This is a genomic window from Winkia sp. UMB3158, from assembly GCF_030217145.1.
In the GTDB taxonomy this organism is placed as follows: domain Bacteria; phylum Actinomycetota; class Actinomycetes; order Actinomycetales; family Actinomycetaceae; genus Winkia; species Winkia anitrata.
Window position 1 is genome coordinate 20,875 of sequence record NZ_JASONH010000005.1, and the last position, 15,105, is coordinate 35,979.

General features: G+C 56.0%; 16 protein-coding genes. All 16 read left to right on the forward strand.

All coding sequences use genetic code 11. The features are described from left to right. The 16 genes from QP400_RS06510 (at nt 1) to QP400_RS06585 (ending at nt 15,103) form a co-directional block, all read left to right on the forward strand. A complete protein-coding gene (locus tag QP400_RS06510) occupies nt 1–1,914 on the forward strand; it encodes a hypothetical protein (protein WP_004808468.1) in 1,914 nt (637 codons plus the stop codon). After that, nucleotides 1,911–2,204: a hypothetical protein gene (locus QP400_RS06515; RefSeq protein WP_004808469.1), complete on the forward strand. Its 294-nt coding sequence runs from the start codon at nt 1,911–1,913 to the stop codon at nt 2,202–2,204. Before QP400_RS06510 ends, QP400_RS06515 begins: the two co-directional genes overlap by 4 nt. Nucleotides 2,205–2,322: 118 nt before the next feature. Continuing rightward, nucleotides 2,323–2,805, forward strand: coding sequence for a hypothetical protein (locus tag QP400_RS06520; protein WP_004808471.1), 483 nt, complete (start codon nt 2,323–2,325; stop codon nt 2,803–2,805). A gap of 42 nt (nt 2,806–2,847) precedes the next feature. Continuing rightward, nucleotides 2,848–3,765, forward strand: a complete 918-nt coding sequence (locus QP400_RS06525; RefSeq protein WP_004808473.1) for a phage major capsid protein — start codon at nt 2,848–2,850, stop codon at nt 3,763–3,765. Then, nucleotides 3,765–3,911 (forward strand): hypothetical protein, encoded by a 147-nt coding sequence (locus QP400_RS06530; protein WP_004808474.1) that lies wholly within the window; start codon nt 3,765–3,767, stop codon nt 3,909–3,911. Before QP400_RS06525 ends, QP400_RS06530 begins: the two co-directional genes overlap by 1 nt. A 16-nt stretch (nt 3,912–3,927) precedes the next feature. Then, nucleotides 3,928–4,359 carry a hypothetical protein gene (locus QP400_RS06535; RefSeq protein ID WP_004808477.1) on the forward strand — a complete coding sequence of 144 codons (432 nt, stop codon included), beginning with the start codon at nt 3,928–3,930 and terminating at the stop codon, nt 4,357–4,359. Beyond that, nucleotides 4,328–4,693, forward strand: coding sequence for a DUF6093 family protein (locus QP400_RS06540; RefSeq protein ID WP_141739523.1), 366 nt, complete (start codon nt 4,328–4,330; stop codon nt 4,691–4,693). Before QP400_RS06535 ends, QP400_RS06540 begins: the two co-directional genes overlap by 32 nt. Continuing rightward, nucleotides 4,693–5,091, forward strand: a complete 399-nt coding sequence (locus QP400_RS06545) for a hypothetical protein (protein ID WP_004808481.1) — start codon at nt 4,693–4,695, stop codon at nt 5,089–5,091. Before QP400_RS06540 ends, QP400_RS06545 begins: the two co-directional genes overlap by 1 nt. Next, nucleotides 5,088–5,510 (forward strand): hypothetical protein, encoded by a 423-nt coding sequence (locus tag QP400_RS06550; RefSeq protein ID WP_004808483.1) that lies wholly within the window; start codon nt 5,088–5,090, stop codon nt 5,508–5,510. The genes QP400_RS06545 and QP400_RS06550 overlap by 4 nt, the downstream gene beginning before the upstream one ends. Before the next feature lie 204 nt (nt 5,511–5,714). After that, nucleotides 5,715–6,227 carry a phage tail tube protein gene (locus QP400_RS06555; protein ID WP_004808487.1) on the forward strand — a complete coding sequence of 171 codons (513 nt, stop codon included), beginning with the start codon at nt 5,715–5,717 and terminating at the stop codon, nt 6,225–6,227. Between the two features lie 163 nt (nt 6,228–6,390). Continuing rightward, nucleotides 6,391–6,894, forward strand: coding sequence for a hypothetical protein (locus tag QP400_RS06560; protein WP_004808489.1), 504 nt, complete (start codon nt 6,391–6,393; stop codon nt 6,892–6,894). A gap of 83 nt (nt 6,895–6,977) precedes the next feature. Beyond that, nucleotides 6,978–7,244 (forward strand): hypothetical protein, encoded by a 267-nt coding sequence (locus tag QP400_RS06565; RefSeq protein ID WP_004808490.1) that lies wholly within the window; start codon nt 6,978–6,980, stop codon nt 7,242–7,244. A gap of 10 nt (nt 7,245–7,254) precedes the next feature. Continuing rightward, complete coding sequence (locus tag QP400_RS06570) at nt 7,255–10,719, forward strand: phage tail tape measure protein (RefSeq protein ID WP_053086196.1); 3,465 nt, start codon at nt 7,255–7,257, stop codon at nt 10,717–10,719. Between the two features lie 21 nt (nt 10,720–10,740). Next, nucleotides 10,741–11,460: a hypothetical protein gene (locus QP400_RS06575; protein WP_004808294.1), complete on the forward strand. Its 720-nt coding sequence runs from the start codon at nt 10,741–10,743 to the stop codon at nt 11,458–11,460. Beyond that, complete coding sequence (locus QP400_RS06580; protein WP_004808296.1) at nt 11,457–12,494, forward strand: hypothetical protein; 1,038 nt, start codon at nt 11,457–11,459, stop codon at nt 12,492–12,494. The genes QP400_RS06575 and QP400_RS06580 overlap by 4 nt, the downstream gene beginning before the upstream one ends. Then, nucleotides 12,488–15,103 carry a hypothetical protein gene (locus QP400_RS06585; RefSeq protein ID WP_004808299.1) on the forward strand — a complete coding sequence of 872 codons (2,616 nt, stop codon included), beginning with the start codon at nt 12,488–12,490 and terminating at the stop codon, nt 15,101–15,103. Before QP400_RS06580 ends, QP400_RS06585 begins: the two co-directional genes overlap by 7 nt. Nucleotides 15,104–15,105: the final 2 nt, after the last annotated feature.

A 15,105-nucleotide genomic window follows, 5' to 3' on the forward strand; every position in this document is an offset into this window, starting at 1 on the left:
GTGAATGCTACCGAAGACCATTACCGCAAAGTCGCAAACTTGCAGGTAAAAGCTGCGGCTATAGGACGCCACCAGTGGGGCAAAACCAACCCCGACTACATTAGCCAGTCCTGGGGCCTAAACCTGCCCACTTTGGTAAATGCCATATCGGTTTTGCAATATGACGCCGCCGCAGAAGGCGCATCCTATGGGGCGGCAGCGCTGGCAGGCCAAGGAGACTACGAAGCGCCAACAGGGTTCGTAAACCCCTACGGGTTTGTTGGTATTGCATCTGACGGGCGCTCCCTAGAAGGCCTACTACAGTCCCCGGTTATCACGGCTAAAACTGCGATAGGGAATGGGGCAAGCGCAGGGCAGGCCCTCCAAATGGGCAGACGCCAGCTAGACATGCTTCTACTCACTTTGATTGCGGATGTGGCGCGCTCTGCCGCCTCGGTAGATATTACTGCCCGCCCCGGGGTCGGGTATGTGCGCATGGTAAGCCCTGGGGCTTGCGCGCGTTGCGCTATCCTCGCGGGCCGCTTCTACAGGTGGAACACCGGGTTTCTCAGACACCCTAATTGCGGGTGCGTACACATCCCAGCGAGGCAGTCGCGTAAAGCTGCGGCTATTAAAGAAGGCTACATCGCTGACCCGTACGCATATTTTCGTTCCCTGCCTCTTGTCGAGCAGAACCGTCTCTTGTCTAAAGCGGGCGCGCAGGCAGTAAGAGATGGCGCGGATATATTCCAGGTAGTGAATTCCCGGCGCGGTAGGACCAAAACCGGGATGTTCACCACCGAAGGTATGAGCACACGCGGGCACGCAGCAGGAATACTAAAACGTGGCCAGCGTAGGGCAACCCCCGAGCTCATCTACAAATGGGCGAAAGGAGATAGGGGGCAAGCTCAAAGGCTGCTTCGCGAGCACGGGTATATTCTCCCGGGTGGGCAAAACCCCGTTGGGGTGCTCCGTGGGGCACGTGAGGGGTTTGGCCAATACGGTAAAGGTGGGCGTGCAAAAGCCTCCACGCAGGCCGTATTAGAAGCTCGCCAACGCGGCTGGCGCGACCCGAATAACGTTTATACGATGACTGCGGCAGAACGCCGCCTCTACGTTGCAGAACGCGATTATAAGGAAGTACTGGTCGGGCGTAACCCGTGGACTACTGCGGCGGTAGAGCGCAGGGGTGGGGCCAAAATTGGTGGCACAGATGAGCCCCTAACCGCGCAGATTGCTGCCTCAGTCGAATCAACGTATAGGGCTGAGCTTATGGCCGCGATGCGCCCAGGCGGAATCCTTTCCAAAGAGGTAGCGCGCAGGCCCGACCAGTATCTACCTACCACCCGATTAGGCAGAAAAACAGTAGGGAAGAAATCCCCGACTCCTGCTGCTAGCGGGAGGGGAGGAGCTAAGCCGCCTAGTGGCCCAAAACGGGTGTCGAGTAGTGCTGATATGCCACGGTGGCGGCGCGAAGCCGAAATCCACACGTCTGACGTAGAGCCTATGCCACGGTCAGAATACGAGGAGATAGCGCGACGGCTTAACCCGGCGACAGAAGAAAACATGAAAGTCAGCCTCTACGGGAGTTCGCGGGGGAAAGGGGGTCATCTAGACGAGGATGCGGGAGTAGGCAAAACTCATTACCCGTCCGAGTGGACAGTCGAGGACGCTTTAGACGCGATTAATTACACCCAAAACTATCCCGAGTGGATCACGGAAAACTCGTCTGGAGAAGGTATGTATGATCTTCGGGCCGAATACAAAGGCGTTTTGATGGAAGTAACAATCAACATCAAACGCAAAGGCAGACGCCAACGACCACATGCTTTCCCCGTAACGGGTGATGGGGTATACATGGTTACGACAAAGAAAAGTATAATTAAACCGTGGAACGGGCCAGTGGACTGGGAAGGTTTCAGGAGGGTGGAATGAGTGAGTATGAAGATGCTTTCTGGGAAGCCTGCGATGAAGTTCGCACCCAGTTTACTGACGAGGAATGGGAAAGCAGGTACGGCTATGTGATAATGGCCGACGGCCCATTCAAACCAGCCTGGGATGCGGGAATGTGGAAGGCTAAAGAGGTCGGTTTTACCTACAGTGACGCTCTATTAGCGAAACTCGATAAGCTTATTCCCCCTTTGGATGACCCAGACGCTGACGGAATCGACGACATAATGCGGCAGACAATTGATCTGATGAAAGAAATCAAGAAAAAGGCCTAAGCCCACACCACATAATTCTAGTTTTACCCACTAGACCACACCGGTCTGGTGGGTTCTTTTATACCCGCACCCGCGACGGGTGGCGGGTTTCTTTCCGAGCGATTTGGAGAAAAACAAAATGGCAGAAACAAACACCACCAAAACCGAGCCCGAAAAAACCGAGGAACCCCTCGGAGAAGGCGGCGTGAAAGCCCTCAAAGCGGAGCGCGATGCCCGCAAACAGGCAGAACGCCAGGTACAAGAACTGACCGAAAAACTAGACGCCACCACCAATGATCTAGAAGACAAACTCGCAGAAGCAACCAAGCAGGGCAAAACCACCTCCGCCCAGCTCGCCCGCATGAACGTCGCGTACGAGCAAGGAGTGCCCGCCGATCTAATCGGCTACCTGCAAGGAGAAACTGCCGAAGAACTCGCCGAGTCAGCCAAGACCCTCATGGGTCACCTGTCTGCCAACAAAGCCGAGCCTGAACCCAAAACCCCAGGCCCACGCCCTGACCTAACCCAAGGCAAAGCCCCCGGAGCATCCGGCCCGGCACTCAACTCGCCACAGCTAACCGCCGCGCTGGCAAAAGCCGTTGGCGTAACACTATCCGAATAAAAACCGAACCTACCCTCCAAATCATTTGGGGAAAGGACAAAAATGGCTATCACAGCAGCAACCAAAACCACCGATTTTTCCGGCTTCATCAAACCCGAAGAATCCGCACCAATATTCGACGAGGCCGCCCGCGTATCAGCGGTACAGTCCCTAGCAAGGCAGATCCCGCTGGGCATTTCCGGGCAGGAAATCCCCGTAGTCACCTCAAAACCGGTAGCAAACTGGACCAGTGAAGGCGGGCAGAAACAAACCACTAACATGGGGCTCGCACTGCGCACCATGACCCCAAAGAAACTAACCGCTATCGCAGTAGTTTCCGCAGAAGTCGTACGCGCCAACCCCGGCAACTACGTCACCCAGCTACGGCCCGCACTCGCGGAAGCATTCGGGCGGGCATTCGACAACGCCGCACTGTATAACACCGGTGGCGATGGTACAGGTACTGGGCCCTTTGACGATTACGTTGCTAAAACAACCAAGGCAGTCACCCTAGGGACGTCAAAGAAAGGCGTTTATGGGGATCTTGTTACCGGCCTTGACCTGCTCCTAAAGGACAAGAAGAGGGCAACCGGGTTCGCTTTTGATACCGGTATGGAAACCACTTTCCTGGGGCAGCTAGATCAGACCGGGAGACCGCTGTTCGTGCCTGGGGAGGCAACCGAGACCGCGTCTGCGGTAGCCCACGGCTCCCTGCTTGGGCGCACGACTGTTCTCGCTGAGGGCATTGGAAACGGACCGGTCGAAGGGTTCCTGGGGAACTGGTCTAAGGCCGCCTGGGGCGTAGTTGGCGGCATCAACTACAGGATTTCTACCGAGGCCGCAGTCACAATAGGGGACAAGCTCGTCTCCCTATTCGAGCACAACCTCGTAGCGATTCTGGCTGAAGCCGAGTACGGATTCGTCCTCGAATCCGCCGATCATTTCGTCAAATTCAATGCTGCAACCGGCGAGGCAGCATAGTGGCCGCGCGTAAAAGCACTGCGGCTAAACCGGCACGGGGACGCGAGGACGGCCTAGTTGACCTCGCGTCCCCCTCCGGGGCGAAAGTGACCGTGGCAGAAGCATTAGCAGACCGACTACTAGCAGGCGGATACAAACCAGCCTGACGGCAAGGAGGTAGGCGTGGGCGCAACCATAACCAGCGTGGGAGAAGCATTAGGCCGAAAAATCGCCGACCCAGACGAAATCGCCCAGGTGAACTTTTGGATTAAAGGCGCAGAGCTCCTAATCAAAAGACGCCTCGGCCCCTTAGAAGGACTGGACGCGGAAGCCGTCGAATACGTTATCTCTCAGGCAGTAGCAAGACGGGCCCTAAACCCTGAGGGCAAACGCACCGAACGCATAGACGACTACTCCTACACGCTTAGCGCAGACTCAGCGGCAGCAGAAATAACTATCACAGACCTGGAATGGGCAATGCTAACCCCTGACGACAACACGATCGGCGGCGCATTCTCCATAACCCCAACAAGCCCCACATATGTGAGGCGAGCCGGGCGAGGAACAGGAAGAGAGGTAAACCATGACAGTTTCAATGGCAGTGCGTTCTGGTAGGCGCGCCGCAGAAAAACTCATGGTCGACAACTGCCGCATAACCAGGACGGGGGAACCTACCATCGGCCCAGACGGGCGCGAGCATATTAGTGAAACCACCGTTTACGAGGGCAAGTGCAAGGTGCAAACCTACGAGCCTTATGAGCAAACCCCAAACACCGCCGGGCACACAGCAGTAGTACAACGCTACTCAGTGCACGTCCCCTACGGGGCGGGACCATTTGAAGTAGGGGACAAGGTAACTGTAACTGGTAGAGAATTTCGCGTAGCTGGCCTACACGAAAAAACCTACCAGACCGCAATCAGGCTACTAGTGGATGAGGTCGTAATCTGATGGGCATTATCAGCATTGACACGTCCGAGGTGCGCGCGCTCGCGGCGGATTTACGGCAAGTGGATTCGCGCCTGGCCCGCCATGTGGTCCCGGTGCTGCGCAAGGGTGCGGTGAATGTCAAGAATCAGCTTGTGAAAGAAGCTGAGGAGTCAACGCACTTTCGCGGTTTTGCACCTGCGATTAGCTTTGATGAGGGCTCCTTCGCGGGGTTTGGTGGAGGCGAGTTCAAGGTAGATATTGGGCCTACTAAAGGCGCGCCAGGTTCCCTAGCTAATATTGCCTACTTCGGTACTAGCAGGGGCGGGGGGACAGTTCCGGACCCGATGGGCGCGTTAGAGGCGGAGGCCCCAGGGTTTGCTGACGCGCTTGGGGAGTTCGCCGAAAGGATGCTCACATGAAACAGGCAATACTTGAGCTGCGCAAACTCTTAACCGGGGAGGGGCTGCCCTGTTATGTGGCAGATATGAGAAAACCTGTCCTGACCTCTGCGGACTACCCGTACATAGTAATCACTGCTGGGGTAGGGGAGAAGCCCTCGGAGGATCTAGCCGGCAAGATGCGCGATCTAGACGAGTGGGTGCGCATAACTATTGCCGATGCCACGCCAATAAATGCTTTGGATTCGGCAGAAAAATGCGAAGCACTCCTACAAGGGCACGTCCTCCCCCTGGCCGGGTGGCGCACTTTCCCGATAGATGTTCGCCCAGTGTTAGGCGTAACCGTGGACCGCACCGTGACTATTAGCGACACGAACACGCACCCCGCCTACCTGGTAATAGAAGCCCACATAATGGCCACACCAATAAGGAGGTGCTAATGGACAAATTAGTAACCGTATACGACAAGAACACAGGCGAGCGGGTTCCCTATAAGGTTCCCGCTCATTTTGTTGGGCACCCACTTTTAGGCCCTGATTGGGTCCGAAACAAACCCAACACAAGATCTATTCCCCCAGCAGATATGAACCCTGTTGAAAGCCAGCCAGAAATACTTCCAACCGAAAATACTGAAGGAGAATACAATGCCTAAAACCCTAGCTGATGGGCGCATTAAACTGACTGTTCTAACCCAGAAGCCAAAAGACCTGCGTGCTCCCACCGTAGACGAGCTAAAGAAGGGCCTGGAAGGGTCCTGCCAGGTACTCAAATCTGATTACAAGCTCGGCGCGACCGCTTCCGAAACGATCAACGAGCCTGCCCTATGCACGGCCTCGAACGCAACAGTGTTCGGCGCTTCAAACTATGAAGGGTCTGTCTCACCATTCATCCTCAAAGATGAACACGGGAAAACCCTAGCTGATGAAGCCACCGTTTGGGAGGCCCTCCGCACTAAAGGCACCACGCTTTGGCTGGTAGAACGCGAAGGCCCCGAATACGACAAGGACTACGAGGTAGGCGACGAGATAGACATTTATGAGGTCGTAACCGACACCCCGCAGAAGCCCTCTGACCGGACCGGCTACATCAAGAGAACTATCCCGCTGGGCGTACAAAATGCCTACGAGAATGTGAAGGTTGTAGCCGCCGCAGGGTAATCCCCCTCGGCGGTTTACTTTTGCCGCCCCCAAACACTGCTTTCAGCCGGTAGTGGGGCGGGTAGGAGCATCTGGTGGCCAGGCCCTACCCGCCCCAGGGGGCGGCCCCAAAATAATTAGGCCACCATCCAAAACCGCTCTTACATAAACTTTGGAGGCCACCATGACAACACTGCCCGAAGGCGTACGCACCTACGAAACCGCCCAGCCCACCCCGGAAACCTTTGACCTTACCGCCTGGATGGAAGGCCTCGCCCCCACAAAGCGAGCCTGCACAATCTATGCCCGCGCCGACCTACTATCCCAGCTGGACCTACTAGCAGAAAAAATCAGGATAGCCGAACGAGCCGGACAGGAGGCAACCCCCCTGCGCGAACAGTTCCTAAAGCTCAAAAGCGAGGTCGAAGCCTCCGCCCTCGACATCGTGGTGCGAGCATGGTCCCAAACTCGCATAAAACGCAACGCTCAAGCATTAAAAGAAGAAGGCATCACCGACCCAGACGAAGTGGGTTTACACCAGATCGCCCAGCAGATCGAATCCCCCACCGGGTTTGGAGTTGACCAGCTGCGCAAACTAAACGAAATATCCCCCCAGCAAGCCTCCCTAATCGCGGCCACAGTAGTATCAGCAAACCAAGGGGCCGTGGAGGTAAAAATCCCTTTTTAGTAGACGCCCTCGACACCAACAAAAACGCCGGGATACTCCAGCTGTTACGCACCGCAAAAGAATGGCATATCCCACCGCTAGTAATGGCAGGAGTGAACCCACCACAGGCCGGGTGGGCATGGGAAGATACCATGCTCGCCCAGGCCCACTCCGTCTTTGAAAAAACCAGAATCTGCACCGGGTGCGGCTACCCCACACGCCTCGCCCACGACGACGACATGGACGGCTGGTTCGAGGTCAAACAAACATTCTGCATCGCCTGCGAAACAAAAGACCGCTTCCAGGCAGACACTGAAAAAACCAAGCCCACCCCAGGCATGGTCCCAACCCTAGAAATAACAAAACAATAGGAGGCCCCCTTTGGCTGACCGCAGTATCAAAGTAACTCTTAGGGCAAACGTCGCAGACTTCACCGCCCAAATGAAGAACGCCTCCTCCAGCCTAGAAGCAGTCGTAAAAGCCGCAGACAAAACCGGTACTGTAGCCACAACCAGGATGGGCCGCCTAGCACAATCCGCACAACTACAAAGAGGCGAATGGGAAAAAGCCGGCTCAGCCCTAACCAAGTTCGGCCTAGTCACCACAGGCGCGCTCGCGGGCTCGATAAAAGCCGCAGTCGACTGGGAATCCGCCTTCGCGGGAGTCCGCAAAACCGTAGACGGTACTCCTGCAGACCTAGCAAGAATAGAATCCGGGCTACGGGCCATGACCGGGCAAGTATCTGCCTCCCACGGAGAAATCGCAGCAGTAGCAGAAGCCGCAGGCCAGCTAGGCGTATCCAAAGAAAACATTGTCGGATTCACCAAGACAATGGTTGACCTTGGCGAAGCAACCAACCTGTCAGCCCAAGACGCCGCCATGACCCTAACCAGGTTCATGAACATCATGGGCACCAGCCAAGATAAAGTCTCCAACCTAGGCTCATCAATCGTCCACCTCGGCAACAACTACGCCACAACAGAATCCGAAATCGCCGCAATGGGAATGCGCCTAGCCGGCGCAGGCCACCAAATTGGCCTGTCCGAAGGACAAACCCTAGGCCTGGCTGCGGCCCTCTCATCTGTCGGTGTAGAGGCAGAAGCCGGCGGATCAGCATTCTCTCGCGTAATCACCACCATGCGAAACGCCGTAGACACCGGCGGCCCACAACTAGAAACCTTCGCGCGAGTAGCAGGAATGACCGGCAAACAATTCCAGCAGGCCTTCAAACGTGACGCCGGTAGCGCAATCGGCGCATTCATCAAAGGCCTAAACGGAATAGAAGCTGCTGGCGGCTCAATGCAACCAGTACTCGAACAACTAGGCCTAACCGACCTACGCGTAGGCGATGCTCTACGCCGCGCCGCCTCCGCTTCCGACGTATTCTCCAAAGCCATGCGCGACGGGCAAAGCGCTTTTGACGAGAACAAAGCACTCGCGGAGGAAGTCGCGCGCAGGTATGAGACGGTCGGGGCCCGGTCGAAAATGGCGTGGAATCAGATTAAAGATGCTGCCATTAGCACCGGGGATAGTCTGCTACCTGTAGTGGGTAATTTAGCTGATGGGGTGGCAGGAGTCGCTAAAGGGTTTGCCTCCCTGCCTAAACCAGTCCAGACCGCTGCCGCAACACTTACAGGCGTGGTAGGCGTATCTGCCCTACTGACTGGAGGGTTTTTGAAGCTAACTCCGGCTGTTTTAGAGACCATTACCGCCCTGGAAAGCCTCGGCGTGGTATCAGCAGGCGCGAAAGCCAAAGCAGGCGGCCTAATATCTGCCGTCAGTAAGATTGGGGCGGTAGTAGCAGTTGCGGGGGCCGCACTTACGGCACTTAAAGCCGCCCAACAGTGGCTTGAGGATCCACCTTCTAAGGGAATAAAGCAATACACTAACGCCATTTTAGAAATTAAGAAGGCGTCAGATGTGCCGAAGCTTCTCAAAGATACCGGGGAGAATTTCCTTGGTATAAAAATTGGGGCAGCCGCAGGCGCAAAAAGCGTAAAGCAATACTCCAAAATGGTTAGTGAGGCATCCCGCCTAACCGGTTCATGGAGCGAAACCTACGAGAGACTCGTGGCTAAAGCCCCAGGAGTTTCGCTGGACCCCGCTCTTAAAGTTGCTGACGAGCTAAAAGAGTATGGCAAAGCCCTGGCAGGGCTCCCCCTGAACAAAGCCCAGGCGCAGTTTAGGCTGATGACCGACGCTGCCGGAGGGACCAGCAAAGCAATCAGAGATCACTTGAAACTGATGCCTGAGTATGCTCAAGCGCTCCGGGATAAGGCCCAGGCGGCAGGCCTATCTCTTAGTCAGGATCAGCTTGCTAAGCTCGCAGTTGGCGAGCTCACTCTTGAGACTGATAAGAATGGGCAGGCACAGCTGAAAGCTGCTGACGCGGCTAACGCGGCGGGTGAAGCTTTATCCCGGTGGGGTGGGCATGCGCTCACCGCAGGGGACGCGGGTGAACAGTTACGCCAGAAGCTGCAGGGGGCCTCTGAATCCTTTATTAATGTGGGAGAGGCCGCCCAGAGTGGTAGTGGCGGGTTTGAGGACTTCGCCTCAAAACTTGAAGAACAGATTGAGTCCATGAAGACCTGGCAGGCCTCCATGGCAGTTCTAAAGCAAAAGCTCTCCCCGGAGGCTTTCTCCCAGCTACTCGATATGGGGGCTACCGGTGCGCAGATTGCGAAAGATCTAACCGATGGGGTTAACGATGAGGCCCAGTGGGCACAATTCAATAACCTCATGGGGGCGAAAGGTAAGCAGTCCTCACAGGTTTTCGCGGAGGCTATGGATGACTCCTCGTTTACAGCTGCTGTCCAGCAGGTGATGGCACAAAAAGGCGAACTCGCGGCAGTCGCGTTCTCAGATGCCGTGATCAATAAGGGTATGACTTTGCAGCAAGCTGCCCAGGCTTTAGATGTGAAACTAGATATTGACGCAACGACTGACAAGGCGAAAGCTAAAGCAGACGAGGCGGCAAACTACACAACAGCAAAAAAGCCGCAGATGACGCTGGAGATGCTAACAGACCCGGCTAGGATTGCTGCCGGCGAGACCGCACAAATGGCAGAGGGACTATCGCCAGCTATGAAACTTGGGGCAGACCCAAGCGGGGCAATTGGGGTATTCAACTCAACCCAGGCAGACGGCTCTTCACGGAACCCGATTATGCTTTTAGGCGCTATGGCGGGCCCCGCATTGGGGGTTATAAATGCGACTGAGGCTGACGGGTCATCGCGTAGGCCAGTAATGACCCTGGACGCTAACGGTAGACCCGCGATTGGGAGCATGAACTCGGCAAAGGGCTACGGTGACCGTCTCAGCTCGTGGATTAGCGTGAACGCTACCGACCACTTCACAGGGCCGGTATGGGGGATACTCAGCTCGATCCCCTCAGTAAAAACAATCACCGTGGTTGCTAACGTTGTGCGCTCTGTAGCTGGTATGTTGGGGTTTGCCTCTGGCGGCCCAGTATGGGGGCTAGGGACGGGAACATCTGACTCTATCCCGGCACGCCTATCAAATAATGAGCATGTTATTACGGCGGCGGAAGTAACCGCAGCTGGTGGGCATGGCGCGATATTCGCGCTAAGGCACATGATGCACACTGGGCAGATCCGAGACCTGCTGCGCGAGCGGGGCTTCGCCGAAGGGGGAACCCCAGCACTGCCTTATGCGCCACGGCCACTTATCACATCTGGTGGCGCAATGGCCTCACGGGTTGCGCACGAGGTCAGCGTGTCACTAGCGGGCCAATCTCTCGCGCTTGTCCTAGACGATGGCACCCGTTTTAACGCGCACATCGAAGAGGCCGTGGACCGCAGGATCATAGCTTCTTCGGCAATGTGAAAGACAGGTTAGAGAGGCAAAATGACACTTAAAGGATTTATTGCTGCCCACTCGGGGCTGCCCTCATTCATGATAGACGCTGGCCCTTACCGGCTTTACAGGCAGCGCGTACTGATCGATAAGGGAGTGGGGCCTACGATCATTTCTGATCCCGCAGCGCCCGTTGGTAAACCGACCGAGTACCACGTGCAAACGGCGGAAGATAACTGGAGTGAGCTACTTACGCGCCCAGGGATTGGGGCCGCCTACCTCCTTTCTGATGCGCAAGGCCGGGGCCCCGTGCCAGTCAGGATCACTAACGGCGATGACACCGGGTGGGATTGTGGGGCAGCCGTATATCGCCCGGCGAATCGGGCCGCACCAGTAGTTAGATACAGTTTCCCGCCTCGCAGCACGGGAACCCTGCAATTCAGTGCTGGGCCGGAAGCAACGGGACGCGTGAGGGAACTGGTAGCAAGACAGGAGCCGTTCTTTTTGCTGCATGACCATAGCGTGTGCCGGATCCCTAGCTGCGATGTCCCAGCTACTCGCCTTATCGTCCCAACCGGGGACATTACCGAGTCTAGGACGGCGCGAATAGATGCGGCGCACCGAGCCTGGAACATGCAGTACACGCGCCTTCCAGAATCCGCAGCATCTAAACAGATTTTCCTCACCTGGGGAGACTGGGTGCGCGCAGAAGACTCGTGGGAAAACTCTTCTTACGTTGAGCTTGCTGAGACGATTGGGGGCCTATCATGAGGCCGGGCCCATCCCTGAAGGACCTTTTAGGACCGGTCAAGGTGGGGGTGCAAGTACGTGTAACTAGGGGCCGGCAAACTCTTGCGGAAAATCTGCCGGCCTCTAACGCGCGACTAGAGTATGCGTCAGATCGTGTTGTCCCCGGCAGGCTTACCTATGATCTGCCGGCCTCGTGGGCCCCCGCTCACCCCCTGGCCCCAGCCAATAATTATGGGCAGCGCTCCGAGGTAACGATTTCGTTTGAGACTGGAGGTAGGGTCTATGAGACTCCGCTCGGTCAGTTTATCCATGAATCATGGGGGCCAGTTTCAGGGGACACTTTCACGGTTGAAGCCCTAGATTTGATGCAGATCCCCGAGTGTGACCCGATGGTGTGGCCTTCATCCCCACCTGAGGGGGCGACGCTGATCTCTGAGATGCAACGGCTGGCAACTTTGCGCCTGCCAGTGAAATCGGACCTGTACCGGGACCCGATTATTCAGCGTGGCTCACAATGGGGAACGTCTCGGACGGAGGCAATACGAGACCTTGCGGCCTCTCAGGGAGTCGAATACGGGGTCAAAGCGGACGGCTGCCTACATGTGTGGAAGCCTGATAACGCGGGGCTGAAACCCGCAGCCTACTACACCGGCAAAGACCTACTGGTAGAAGCTCCTGCTACCGGTTTTGCCCGCCGCCCCAATAGGTTCCTCGCAGTAGGGAAGAAAGACAAAGAAGAATGGGTCGCATGGGCAGACCGCGCAGGGTTCCCATTCGATAAAGATTACGGGGTTATCACCCAGCGGGAAGAAATCTCTGCCCCCGAAGCCTATAAGGATGTTCAGGCGGCAGCGAATAAGGCAATGCGTGAGTCTATGGGCGCATTGAAAAAGAGATCTCTAGGCATCGTTCCAGACCCTCGCCTTGAAGCTGGAGACGTGATCGGGATATCAACCCCAGCTGGGGAAGAAATTGTTGGGCGCGTAGTTGCTTATTCTCTGCCACTTGGCGGGGAAGAACCCATGCGCGTTGATTTGGAGGAATTTACATGGTGAAGCCGTCTTTATGGTTAGATAAGTCCCCATCTGACGGGGTGCGGGGGCAGCTATCCCGCCCGGATGCTGCCTTATACGGTCGAGTGGAATCAATCGTTGACGGGATTTTGTCGGTCCGGTTTGAAGGGGCAGAGGGATATCCGCCAGTGCGCGTGCGTGGAGATGGGGGAATTGCCGCAGTTGGTGCGCGAGTACCATTGGTGCGTGACTCGTCTGGGCGTGTGGTCCTTGCTGGTGGGGCTAACGACTTCCCAGAGGGCGCGGACCCAGTCCCCACAGGGTATGCAGGGCAGGCCCTGTTAGAAGCTTCAAAACGCGCGGGCGAGGCTAAAAAACAGATCGATGAGTTACAGGTTAGACTCCCGAAAGAACTAGATGAGGCTAAGGGCCGTATCGACGTAGCATTTGAGAACGCTAACCGGGTAGCCTCCCAGTTTGAGGCGGAGAAGGCCCGCGTTGATGGTGAGCTTGCTAAAGCGTTAGGCGCAACAGACGAGGTAAAAAAGTCGGTTGTCGTGGCGACGTCGCAGGCTGATAACGCTAAACGGCTTGCGGAGGAGGCCAAAACCAAGGCGGATAGCGTGGGCGGGAAAGTTGCTGAAGCACAGCAGACGGCCGAGGACGCGAACGGTAAGGCAGAAGTAGCAAGCAGTATCGCCAGTATGGTCCAGATGAAGCTGTCTGGCGTGAAAGACGGCTTGCATGATGTAAAGAGTGCAGCGGATGAGGCTAAGAAGGCTGCGTCTGAGGCGGATTCTAAAGCTAGCGCTGCGGCGAAAACCGCAGGCGAGGCTGGCAGCAATGCCACATCAGCATTACAGGATGCGAAGGCGGCGAAAACTGCCGCCGATAAAGCCACCTCGCAGGCGGAGAACGCGGCGAAGCTTGCTGGTTCTGCTAGTGAGGCTGCCACGCGCGCGCAAACCGCTGCCGATGGTAAAAGCAAGATTACGCGGTCAACCACTACCCCCTCTGGTGCCGGGCATGCGGGGGACGTGTGGTGGCAGTACACCGACTCATCCCTAATTGGCAAGATTATCGGGCAATGGGTTCATGACGGCACCGCGTGGGTGAAAACTGATGTGGGGGCCGAAATAGTCGCAGATTTGACGGTGGATAAGCTCAAGGCTGGCACTGGCAGTTTTGACCGGGCGGTAATTAAGAAGCTTGTGGCGGATCAGGCATTCAGCAATGAAATGTATGCCAGTAGGATTATTTCTGCTGAGAGTGGCAACCTGGTTCTAAATGGTGATCTGACGGGCGGGCAGGCCCCGTGGAGTAAGGAGCTTAGCTTTATTGCTGATGGTGCCCCTCCTGCCTGTTCGGGGTACTTAAACGCGGATGCGAGGCCTGCCGTTATAAAGCAGGTGCACGGGGGAACCCCTATCCGCCTCGAGCCTGGGCGCGAGTACGCGTTCACTGCCTGGGTATCGGCGGACATTCGGGACTCGCGCATGTTCTTAGAGCTACGTGATAGCGAGGATAATCATGCTATCGACGTCACTCAAGGCGGGCCGCTCGAAGGTGTCCCGGATTCGCGTAATGGGAATCCCCAGTATCTTATTGGCGGGTTTGAGATCCCCACGGAGTGGACCAAAATCGGGTGCCGCTTCCGGGTAAACCCGGCCAGGGGGTATCACCTTGGTGCCTTGTATGTGAATCACAGCTCTAGTGATACGTGGGCGTACCAGGCTATCGCTGGGATCTCGATAACGCCGATGGTGGGTTCAACCCTGATTGAGGGCGGGGCTATTACTACCTCGAAGCTTGCCGCTCACGCCGTGGATGTGGAAAAGCTGAATGTTACGGAAAAAATGGGTGCGAAGCTTGGGGAGTTTGTAAAGGTGAAAGCAGATAATATTCTTGCTGGTTCAATTGATGTGGCGTTAGATTTCACCGCCGGGGGCAGGATCACCGGCGCGGAAGTCGTAGGCTCAAAGATCATTGGCGGGCAGGTAATCATAGATAATCCATCAAGGCAGCCAACATTCCAAAACGTGTATGCGGATTATTCTGATCCGGCGGTTAACACTTTCCACGTGGAAGAGAAAACCACTTCCAGTACGAAGATTTTGCCTGACCAAATCGTACAGACTGGCAAGGTTGCGCTCTATAAGCGGGTGTTTAATAAGGGCCGCCCTGGAGGGGGATCGCCAGGGCATGGTGGTTCGAAAGACCTGTTAGATAGGTACACCCAAGAATTGAAGATTGATTCTGGTGGGATTGTCGTGCAGCAGGTCAATTCTAAAAATGATCGTGGGGTGGCGATATCTGCCTGGGGTATTGGTACTCCTGAGCTGCGTATTGATAATACGGGCGAGGTTGGCGCGTTTATGCGGCAAATCCAGATCCAGACCGGCACCGTCCATTGCAAACCAGCAGTTAGGGATGTGGCGACCGTGCGGTGGACGTTCCCCACCCCTTACCCGGCCCCACCGATGATTTTTTGCAACCCTGAGAATTGGGCGCACGTAGTCGCATCCGCATACAAGGTGACTAACACGTTTGCTGATATTGCGGTGCGTAATTTCTCTGGTGTGGTTCCCTCTCAGGATGCAATCCGGGTTATGGCAATCCCCACCAATATTGACACCATGCGCAAGCAGTAAAG

Coding starts and splice junctions, on each gene's coding strand:
- QP400_RS06540 (WP_141739523.1), top strand. CDS start 4,328: ATGACAGTTTCAATGGCAGTGCGTTCTGGTAGGCGCGCCGCAGAAAAA.
- QP400_RS06565 (WP_004808490.1), top strand. CDS start 6,978: ATGGCAGGAGTGAACCCACCACAGGCCGGGTGGGCATGGGAAGATACC.
- QP400_RS06545 (WP_004808481.1), top strand. CDS start 4,693: ATGGGCATTATCAGCATTGACACGTCCGAGGTGCGCGCGCTCGCGGCG.
- QP400_RS06580 (WP_004808296.1), top strand. CDS start 11,457: ATGAGGCCGGGCCCATCCCTGAAGGACCTTTTAGGACCGGTCAAGGTG.
- QP400_RS06575 (WP_004808294.1), top strand. CDS start 10,741: ATGACACTTAAAGGATTTATTGCTGCCCACTCGGGGCTGCCCTCATTC.
- QP400_RS06525 (WP_004808473.1), top strand. CDS start 2,848: ATGGCTATCACAGCAGCAACCAAAACCACCGATTTTTCCGGCTTCATC.
- QP400_RS06515 (WP_004808469.1), top strand. CDS start 1,911: ATGAGTGAGTATGAAGATGCTTTCTGGGAAGCCTGCGATGAAGTTCGC.
- QP400_RS06520 (WP_004808471.1), top strand. CDS start 2,323: ATGGCAGAAACAAACACCACCAAAACCGAGCCCGAAAAAACCGAGGAA.
- QP400_RS06555 (WP_004808487.1), top strand. CDS start 5,715: ATGCCTAAAACCCTAGCTGATGGGCGCATTAAACTGACTGTTCTAACC.
- QP400_RS06550 (WP_004808483.1), top strand. CDS start 5,088: ATGAAACAGGCAATACTTGAGCTGCGCAAACTCTTAACCGGGGAGGGG.
- QP400_RS06560 (WP_004808489.1), top strand. CDS start 6,391: ATGACAACACTGCCCGAAGGCGTACGCACCTACGAAACCGCCCAGCCC.
- QP400_RS06585 (WP_004808299.1), top strand. CDS start 12,488: ATGGTGAAGCCGTCTTTATGGTTAGATAAGTCCCCATCTGACGGGGTG.